Source organism: Alteromonas sp. (assembly GCF_984505615.1).
The window spans coordinates 69026-77747 of record NZ_CFHOXV010000017.1 but is presented as its reverse complement, the minus strand read 5'-3'; the positions used below and the strand labels follow the sequence as shown (position 1 = coordinate 77747).

At 49.4% G+C, this 8722-nt stretch carries 7 protein-coding genes; 6 read left to right on the top strand and 1 reads right to left on the bottom strand.

Annotated elements, in window-relative coordinates:
• Positions 1-283: 283 nt before the first annotated feature.
• The 6 genes from AC4PME_RS11425 to AC4PME_RS11400 all read left to right on the top strand — a co-directional run bounded on the left by AC4PME_RS11425 (position 284) and on the right by AC4PME_RS11400 (position 8262).
• On the top strand, positions 284-1357 hold the full coding sequence (locus tag AC4PME_RS11425; RefSeq protein ID WP_119502612.1) for a chemotaxis protein: 1074 nt from the start codon (positions 284-286) through the stop codon (positions 1355-1357).
• Between the two features lie 54 nt (positions 1358-1411).
• Positions 1412-2464, top strand: a complete 1053-nt coding sequence (locus AC4PME_RS11420; protein ID WP_491046001.1) for an aldo/keto reductase — start codon at positions 1412-1414, stop codon at positions 2462-2464.
• A gap of 103 nt (positions 2465-2567) precedes the next feature.
• Positions 2568-3704 carry a Na/Pi symporter gene (locus AC4PME_RS11415; protein ID WP_490710101.1) on the top strand — a complete coding sequence of 379 codons (1137 nt, stop codon included), beginning with the start codon at positions 2568-2570 and terminating at the stop codon, positions 3702-3704.
• 385 nt (positions 3705-4089) lie between these two features.
• Positions 4090-5274 (top strand): hypothetical protein, encoded by a 1185-nt coding sequence (locus AC4PME_RS11410; protein ID WP_119502610.1) that lies wholly within the window; start codon positions 4090-4092, stop codon positions 5272-5274.
• 390 nt (positions 5275-5664) lie between these two features.
• Positions 5665-7611, top strand: a complete 1947-nt coding sequence (acs, locus tag AC4PME_RS11405) for an acetate--CoA ligase (protein ID WP_491046032.1) — start codon at positions 5665-5667, stop codon at positions 7609-7611.
• A 9-nt stretch (positions 7612-7620) separates the two neighbouring features.
• Positions 7621-8262: a response regulator transcription factor gene (locus AC4PME_RS11400; RefSeq protein ID WP_119502608.1), complete on the top strand. Its 642-nt coding sequence runs from the start codon at positions 7621-7623 to the stop codon at positions 8260-8262.
• Here the strand turns inward: AC4PME_RS11400 and AC4PME_RS11395 are convergent, their stop codons facing one another.
• A complete protein-coding gene (locus AC4PME_RS11395; protein ID WP_119502607.1) occupies positions 8263-8712 on the bottom strand; it encodes an ATP-dependent zinc protease family protein in 450 nt (149 codons plus the stop codon).
• Positions 8713-8722: the final 10 nt, after the last annotated feature.

Here is an 8722-nt window from a genome sequence, read left to right as displayed (position 1 = left end):
TCGTACAGTAGGTGCTGGTGTTGTAGCTAAAATCATCAAGTAATTGATGACTACATACTAGTCCGGAAAAAGGTCGCGCAAGCGGCCTTTTTTGTTTTTAGTGACCCGTTGAATCTGATGACCTGTTAATTATTTTTCCTGAGCAAGTATCAGCAAGTGCATCTTTTTCCGGAAGTGTTATCATCGCCGCCGCTTTTCGAGCTGTGGATGATAATGCCTGATGCAACAATCCCTTCACATAGCTGCGTTACCCTGAGATGTTTCCACAAAAATGGTGTTCGCCATGAAATTTGATTCCATTAAGTCCCGCCTGATGTTGATGACCCTGATCTGCGTATCAGGAATGAGTTTGTTGGTGGTAAATCAGCATTTATTCACTAAGCGCCTCTTCCATTTGCATGAGCAACACAATTTATTGCTGCATCTGGAGCAGGAGTTGTTGCAATTAAGACGTCACGAAAAAGACTTCCTGCTGCGACATCAGATGGATTATTACCACCGGTTCACAGCGCGCTCTGAGCGGTTTAATAATGATCTTGCCGGGTTGTCGCCGTTGCTGGCCGACTATGCGTTGCCGGTAGAGCAAACCGGCGAACTTGCGCAAAGCATGCATGATTACCAGCGCCTGTTCCGTGAAGTGGTTACTCTGCAAAGTCAGTTGGGATTAACCCGCCAGTCCGGTTTTCAGGGCAAACTCACCGGCATTGAGGATGACATGTCGCGGGTGCCATTCTTTGCCTATGGTAGTGAGGCTTATCAACTGAAAGTCGCCCTGCAACTGGCTACCCGTAATTATTTACTGACCCGTGAGAGCTTTCACCGTCAGGCTGTGCGTCAGGCCCTCGAAAAGTTGCAGCATGCGGCGGTGATCAGTAATGACGGGCAGGCACAAACCCTGACGGCAGAGTACACCCGGGTATTTAATCAACTGGCTGACGCGGTTACGACAATGGGCGTCACTCATAATGATGGCCTGCAGGGAGCCTTCAGGCGCCAGGCCCATGATGTGGAAGACAAGCTGCGAAGTGTGGAAACCGCATTGCAGCCGTTGATCACCGATCAGCAAAATAAAGTCAGGGTGTACAGTTTGTCGATTGCGGCAGTGACATCCATCGCATTGATTTTACTGCTGGTCAAAAGCTTCGCCACATTTCACCGTGCTTTTGCTAATTTCGTCATGTTCTTTTACCGTTGTAAAAGGCAATATCAGAAAATTGATACCCGGCAGCTCGGGTTTGCTGAATTTAAGTCGCTGGCTGAGCTGGCAAACGAGATGGTGGAATCCCGCAGGGATATCGAGAAAAAGCTGGCGAAAGCCGAAGCCCGGCTTCAGGAACAGAATTCTGTGGCGAAATGAGGCTAAGCGGCAGATTGCCACACCAAAATGAATAAAAAACAGGTTAACTGCAATATGAAATATACAACGTTGGGCAGCAGCGGGCTGTCAGTCTCTGAAGTGTGCCTGGGTACGATGACCTGGGGCATTCAAAATACCCAGCAGGATACTGACGGGCAAATGGCTCTGGCAGTGTCCAGGGGCGTAAACTTCATAGATACCGCTGAAATGTATCCGATACCGCCGAACGAGCCGACATCCGGTGATACGGAGCGTCAACTGGGCGACTGGCTGAGTCGCAACCAGAGCCAGCGTGAAGAGCTCATCATCATGACTAAAATCGCAGGCAGCGGTATCAGCTGGATCCGCAACGGCGATATTATCAATGCTGAGAATATTGGTATTGCCATTGAAGGCTCGCTGAAGCGTTTGCAGACCAGCTACATTGATGTGTATCAGTTGCACTGGCCGAACCGTACCTCGCCGCATTTCGGTAAGCACTGGCCCGGCAAAGTGGATCCCACCACCTTCGATAAAGAAAAAGAAACGGAAGGAATGCGCAATATCCTCAGCGGTCTGAAAACCGCCATTGATGCCGGTAAAATCCGTCACTGGGGACTGTCTGACGACACACCCTGGGGCATTCATACTTTCCTGCGTTTATGTGATGAAATGGGTATACCGAAACCGGTATCCATTCAGAACGAGTTCAGCCTGCTGCACGGAAAGGATTTACCCTATCTGATTGAAATGTGTCACCTGGAAGATATTGCTTATTTGCCATGGTCACCATTAGCAACGGGAATGCTTGCCGGTAAATATCTGGACGATGCGAGACCGAAAGGATCCCGCTGGACCTATGTTCAGCGTCAGGGTCTGTTCCGTGATAAGCAGCCGGCCCACGATGCAACACGACGTTATGTGGAAATTGCTTCCCGTGCAGGGATTACACCTTCGCAACTGGCGCTGGCCTGGTGTCAGCAGGTACCGGGAGTCACTGCAACTATCATCGGAGCCACCACTGAAGCGCAACTGGCAGAGAACATTGATGCGTTTAATTTAACGCTGGATTCTGCCGTTTTGCGCCAAATCGAAGAGGTTTACAGAGCGTATCCTGTTCCTTTCTGAGGCATGACTGCAGCGTTCATTTCGCTGTCATAAATCCGCCATACACTTGCTTATCTGAACATAAGTGAGTGTATGCTTTATTATGACGCTATCCCATACCAACATGGAACCGACGGTTGCGGCAGGAACGCCACGTCATTCAATAAAAAACTGGTTTGTACTCCTTGCCCTGGTTTATCTGATGCTGCTGGCAGTATCGATGATTGGCAGTGGCTTTAAATTTGCCACCGCTGACCATGCGCGGGGTTTATTCGAATTCGCCTCAAACCCGGTGATGGGCCTGATCATCGGCATGGTCAGTACCGCCCTCATTCAGTCATCCAGCACGGTAACCTCCATCATAGTTGCCATGGTTGCAGGCGGGTTGCCCGTGCCTATTGCTGTGCCGATGATAATGGGAGCGAATATCGGTACCAGTATTACCAACACTATAGTGAGCCTGGGGCATGTAGCCCGAAAAGATGAGTTCAGACGGGCTTTCCATGCCGCGACAATTCATGATTTCTTTAATGTCATGTCGGTGATGATTTTCCTGCCCCTGGAAATGGCGACAGGGATATTAGAAAAAAGCAGTCAGTATCTTGTTTCGCTGCTGCAGATGGACAATAGCGTGGCAATGTCCGGTGTGAATCCGGTGAAGGCGGTCACTGAACCAGTTGTACACTGGGTTACAGAGGGCCTGCTGTTTCTGCCGTCTGTGTATCCCGGAGTCGTTAAAATCCTGCTGGGTGTTGTGCTGATCGTGGCATCAATCACACTGATGGGAAAAGTCATGAAAGTGCTTATGGTAGGCAGGGCGAAAGATATTCTGCACACCAGTATCGGCAAAGGGCCGGTATCAGGCATTACCTCCGGGGCTGTAATGACAGTGCTGGTCCAGTCATCGTCTACCACCACGTCACTGATGGTTCCGCTGGTGGGTAGTGGCATTCTGAAAGCCCGTGATATTTATCCGTTTACACTGGGTGCAAATATCGGTACCTGTATTACCGCGCTTATCGCTGCGCTGGCGGTGACCGGTCCGATGGGTGGTGTTGCCATGCAGATTGCGCTGGTGCATCTGTTATTTAATATATTTTCAGTGCTGCTGATATTTGGCCTGCCCTTTTTGCGCAACATTCCTCTCAGCCTGTCATCATCACTGGCCGGTCTGGCAGCAGAACGTAAAATTTACGGTGCAGCTTATATTGCCGGATTGTTCTTTGTTATGCCGCTGTCTGTGATTTTCATTTCACAGTGATTTACATTCCGCCGCTTCACCTCAAAATGAAGCGGCTCTGTCATCCCCGCCGGAAAATGCAGATTACACCGCAAAAAACTCGCAGAATCCGGGTTCATCAACAATAATTAAGTGACTGATTTTATTAAGTCACAGCAATAACAACAAATGAGCCGGAAAAGGTTCGTATCCTCCCTGAATCGTAAGACTTTGGTCGCAACATTCACGATTTATAGGGTAATCCGCTGTAATTTGTCTCACAATGAAATTGTTTTGTTAATGTTAATTTTTCGTTAGAAGGTTGAGGGTGACGTACCTGTTCGTCCCTTCGCTTAATCCTCAATAAGAAAAAAGAACACCATTTAAAAACCAAATCTGATTTTAAAAATGAATCGGGAGAAAACACATGTATACACGCATTGCAGCCTCGTGCGCACTTATCCTGGCGGGTAGCCCTGTCTACGCTTATGATTTCAGCTTCAAAGGCATGATCAAAACGGAAGTCGTGACATCCAGTCAGGGTGTCGGCAGTTTCGGAAGTACTTACAGTCATGTTGCTCCAACACATGCACTGAGAACGGATATTTTCGGCGGTGCCCCTGCAACTGCGCAAGAAACGAATTATCTGGAATCCCAGTCTACTTCTTTCCAGGCTTCCCAGTCCCGTTTCTCCCTGAATATGAAGCACGATAAAATTCGCGGTGTGCTTGAGCTGGATTTCATTGACGGTGAAGACGGCTTTACTAACCAAACCGCATTACAGGCGCAGGAGCCAAGACTTCGTCTGGCAACGCTTTATTACGATTACAGCGATAACCTGACGCTGTTTGCCGGCCAGAAATGGTCTACTGCATCAGGGATTAAATCCAGCGGGAGCTACAACTGGGTGGGTAATGGTTACCGTGCAGGTAATTCCGGCTTCCTCGCCATGGAAGCGGGTGCAACTTACAAAGTTGATAACTTAACGCTGACCGGCGCAATCACCGGTAAGGGTCGTAACCTGAGCAGCAGTGGTGTGAATAATAATGAGCTGGGTGGTATGCCGGGCTTTGCTGTTGATGCTAACTACAAAATATCCGGTCACGTTATCGGTTTTGCGGCACACGTAGCTGAACTGCAGTTCGAGGATGAGCCGGGCTATGTTGAAGGCAGTAACCAGGATGCCAACCTCTTTAAAGTGTATACAACACTGAACTTCGGAGCGGTCAGCCTGAATGGTGAATACTACACCGGTGAAGCACTGAACAACCAGAATGCGTTGGGTGTAGCGCCGGCAGTGACATTAAGTGGCGGTGTGGTGAGCGAAAGCTTCTCAGAGAGTGGCTATATGATGTACGCAAGCTGGACGCCGGCAGCAGGGCATAACGTGAAAGTAGGTTACGGTAGTGCGTCGGTAGACTCCGGTGACCGTGATCGCCTGTCTGCAACCAGCCTGAACGAAAACACGACTGCCTATATTAACTATGGCTATCAGGCTACCGAAGGCTTGACCACTTTTGCTCAGTTAACTCACTTCGATACTGAGTATGGTTCTGACTTTGAAAGCTTCACAACCGTGGTTGCACGTGCCGGTGTGATCTTTAAGTTCTGAGGCAATTTTAGCGGCATCCTGCCACCCCGCCTGCTGTCCGCGTGATATTCACTATCAGTTGCGCAAATAGCCGGTGAGGGTGGCACGGTTTATCTGAATACTTTCAGCTTTTGTTCATCGGGTCTGTTAAGCAATTTATCCGGATAATCTTCTTTTACGCAGTCAGGTTAAAGGTAAGATAATTGTGATTTTTTCGTTATTTTTTCAAAAGAGGATGTATTCCTCTGAATTAAAAAACTGGCTGTTGGTCTATGAGACTAAGGTTGTATCTTTTTGTCTTAAAAGAGCAAAATCGCTAAGACCAAAGTCTCATTTTGCTTTACCTTAGAATGGCTACCCTGTTTAACAGACAATTATTACTGGATTAACATGACATCGGAGGCATTATCCATGACTGCCAGCAAGACGTATCCTGTACCGGACAACATTCTGGAAAACACGCATTTGACGCAAGAGCAGTATGATCAGATGTATAAGCGCTCTGTAGAAGACCCGGAAGGCTTCTGGGCAGAGTACGCTTCAACGTTAGAATGGTACAAGAAACCAACTAAAACCAAGAATACGGTATTTGGCGCAGATAACGTTTCAATCAAGTGGTTCGAAGACGGCGAAATCAACGCCAGCTACAACTGTATCGACCGCCACCTGGCGAAGAATGCAAAGAAAACGGCGCTGTTCTGGGAAGGTGATTCCCCTGAAGACAGCCAGGAAATTACTTATCAGGAACTGCATTACGAAGTATGTAAACTGGCAAACGGCCTGAAAAAGCTGGGTGTCGGTAAAGGCGACCGCGTTGCGGTATACATGCCTATGGTACCGCAGGCTGCTTATGCCATGCTGGCCTGCGCCCGTATCGGTGCGGTGCATTCTGTTATCTTCGGCGGATTCTCGCCTAATGCAATCGCTGACCGTATTAACGACAGTAAAGCTAAAGTTGTTATCACTTGTGATGAAGGCCGCCGTGCAGGCCGTTCTGTCCCTCTTAAAGTGAATGTAGATAAAGCGCTGGCTAACGGTGCGTGCCCGTCTATCACTAATGTCATTGTACACAAGCTGACCGGCGGCGATGTTAACTACAACAGCGACGTTGATGTGGTGTGGGACGAGCTTACTGAAAACTGTTCAGCCCAGTGCGAACCGGAAGTCATGAACGCGGAAGACCCGCTGTTTATTCTGTATACATCAGGCTCAACCGGCACGCCAAAAGGTGTGGTGCATACAACCGGTGGTTTCCTGCTGTATTCATCCATGACCTTTAAGTACGCCTTTGATTATCGTGAAGATGACATTTACTGGTGTACAGCGGATGTGGGCTGGATCACAGGTCACAGCTACATGGTTTACGGACCGATGATCAACGGTGCGTCTCAGGTATTCTTTGAAGGTGTGCCTACTTACCCTGACGTACGCCGTATTGCTCAGGTAGTAGAAAAGTACAAGGTGAACAGCCTGTACACAGCACCTACTGCAATCCGCGCCCTGATGGCACATGGTGAAGCGCCGGTGGAAGGTTGCGATTTGTCTTCTCTGCGTCTGTTAGGGTCTGTGGGTGAACCAATTAACCCGGAAGCATGGGAATGGTATTACCGCGTGATTGGTCAGAGCCGTTGTCCCATCATGGATACCTGGTGGCAAACGGAAACCGGCGGCATGATGATTACTCCGCTGCCGGGTGCGACGCCACTTAAACCGGGCTCGGCTTCCCGTCCGTTCTTTGGCATCCAGCCTGCGCTGTTTGATGCAGACGGGAATGATCTGGAAGGTGCCGCTGAAGGTAACCTGGTGATTAAAGACAGCTGGCCGAGCCAGGCCCGTACTGTTTACGGTGATCATGAGCGCTTTATCCAGACTTACTTCAGTGCCTACAAAGGCGTGTACTTTACCGGTGACGGTGCCCGTCGTGATGAAGACGGATACTACTGGATCACAGGTCGCGTGGACGATGTACTGAACGTTTCCGGTCACCGCTTAGGTACTGCTGAAATTGAAAGTGCGCTGGTGGCTCACCCTAAAGTGGCTGAAGCTGCGGTGGTGGGGTATCCCCACGATATCAAAGGGCAGGGTATCTATGTGTACGTTACCCCTAACGAAGGTATTGAGCCTGATGAGGCGCTGACGAAAGAACTGCGTGCGTGGGTACGTCAGGAACTGAGCCCGATTGCCACACCGGATATGATTCAGTGGTCCCGCGGACTGCCTAAAACTCGCTCAGGTAAGATTATGCGCCGCATTCTGCGTAAGATTGCCGCTAACGAGCATGAGCAACTTGGTGATACCTCAACGTTGGCGGATCCTTCCGTTGTTGATACACTCATCGAGGAGCGCTTAAACAAATAAGGGAAAAGAATGATAACGCTGCTGATTGCTGATGACCATCCGCTGTACCGGGATGCACTGCGGGGAGCGTTATCGTTAACCCTGCCGGATCTCATTCTACGGGAAGCCGGCGATCTGACTACCACGGTCGATATCCTCGAAAAAGAAGATATCGACCTGCTTCTTCTCGATTTACATATGCCCGGCAGCCATGACATGTTTGGTCTGGTGCACATCCGTAAACTTTATCCCGAGCTTCCTGTAGCCGTTGTCTCCGGTACAGAGGACGCTGCCATTATCTCTAAAATTGTCGGCGTGGGCGCGCTGGGATTCATTCCGAAAACAGCCAGTTCCGGCGATATCGCTAATGCTGTGCAGTCTATTCTTGACGGTGATATCTGGTTACCGGAATCGGTGAGTGAAAAGATTGAAGAGGTCGACGAAGCGTTTTCTGAACTGGCAGATAAAGTGGCGTCGTTAACACCTTCTCAGTACAAAGTGCTGTGTTACATGCGGGATGGTTTGCTGAATAAGCAAATTGGCTATAACCTGGATATCGCAGAGGCAACGGTGAAAGCACACGTCACCGCTATCTTTAAGAAGCTGGGTATTAACAACCGTACACAGGCGGTACTGATTGCCTCCCAGCTTGAGCTCGAGCCGCCGAAATAATTATCCGGCGGGACGTTTTTCCGTCAGAATAAACTCATGTTCCGGGTCTACAATAAAGCGCCCGTTCATGGCTTCTCTGCCAAACAACATAAGATAAGTCATTTCACGCCGGTCGGTGAGTGTTAACTGGATCCGCCAGGCTTCACCGGACATCACCACTTCCGTGTCGATAACATATCTGCGCTCCAGGGTTGCCGTGGAGCTTTTCACCTTCTTGCGGGCGACGACTTTCGCCTCACGGCGCACAATGCTGTCTACATTGTGAATGTCAGGATGAATATCGAAACTCACCCATAAATCGCCGTCACGGTCGAACTCGTCGATATTATCGACATGTAATGACGACGTTGCCGCCCCCGTATCGACCCGGATTGTCAGGTCGTTAATGGTGAGCTCGGGTAAATCACAATATTCCAGTGCACCTATCAAGCGTTTTTGTTGCTCTTGCATCAGTGTTCCT

Coding starts and splice junctions, on each gene's coding strand:
- acs (WP_491046032.1), top strand. CDS start 5,665: ATGACTGCCAGCAAGACGTATCCTGTACCGGACAACATTCTGGAAAAC.
- AC4PME_RS11425 (WP_119502612.1), top strand. CDS start 284: ATGAAATTTGATTCCATTAAGTCCCGCCTGATGTTGATGACCCTGATC.
- AC4PME_RS11420 (WP_491046001.1), top strand. CDS start 1,412: ATGAAATATACAACGTTGGGCAGCAGCGGGCTGTCAGTCTCTGAAGTG.
- AC4PME_RS11410 (WP_119502610.1), top strand. CDS start 4,090: ATGTATACACGCATTGCAGCCTCGTGCGCACTTATCCTGGCGGGTAGC.
- AC4PME_RS11400 (WP_119502608.1), top strand. CDS start 7,621: ATGATAACGCTGCTGATTGCTGATGACCATCCGCTGTACCGGGATGCA.
- AC4PME_RS11395 (WP_119502607.1), bottom strand. CDS start 8,712: ATGCAAGAGCAACAAAAACGCTTGATAGGTGCACTGGAATATTGTGAT.
- AC4PME_RS11415 (WP_490710101.1), top strand. CDS start 2,568: ATGGAACCGACGGTTGCGGCAGGAACGCCACGTCATTCAATAAAAAAC.